Below are 444 nucleotides of genomic sequence, written 5' to 3'. Positions count from 1 at the left end.
AGAGGGCGGCGTTGCCCAGGAAGCGCGGATGGCGCTCGTCGACCACGCCCTTGCCGAGCTGGGTGGTGACGAAGGGGATGCCGGTCTTCTCGATCAGCTGCCGCAGCACCCGCGCGGTCATCTTGCGGTTGGTGCCGGCGCCCAGCACCAGCACCGGGCTGCGGGCGTTTTCCAGTTTGGAGACGGCGGCGGCGATGGCCTTGGCTTCGGCGACCGGACGACGGCTCAGGCTCGGCGATACCGGCAGGCTCTCGGTGTGCTCGTCGGCGATGTCTTCCGGCAGTTCCAGGTGCACGGAGCCGGGCTTTTCTTCCTCCGCGAGGCGGAAGGCCTCGCGGATGCGCGACGGGATGTTGTCGGCGGAGGCGAACTGGTGGGTGTACTTGGTGAGCGGCGCCATCATGCGGCACACGTCGAGAATCTGGAAACGCCCCTGCTTGGATT

At 67.8% G+C, this 444-nt stretch carries 1 pseudogene; it reads right to left on the bottom strand.

The window, feature by feature from the left end:
* Positions 1–444: pseudogene (locus tag QMX82_RS25690) on the bottom strand (thiamine pyrophosphate-binding protein); the annotation flags it as partial.

This window comes from Pseudomonas sp. PS02302, assembly GCF_029959585.1.
Classification (GTDB): domain Bacteria; phylum Pseudomonadota; class Gammaproteobacteria; order Pseudomonadales; family Pseudomonadaceae; genus Chryseomonas; species Chryseomonas aestiva.
Note: the sequence above shows the minus strand (reverse complement) of the source record. Positions and strands in the feature narration are given on the sequence as shown.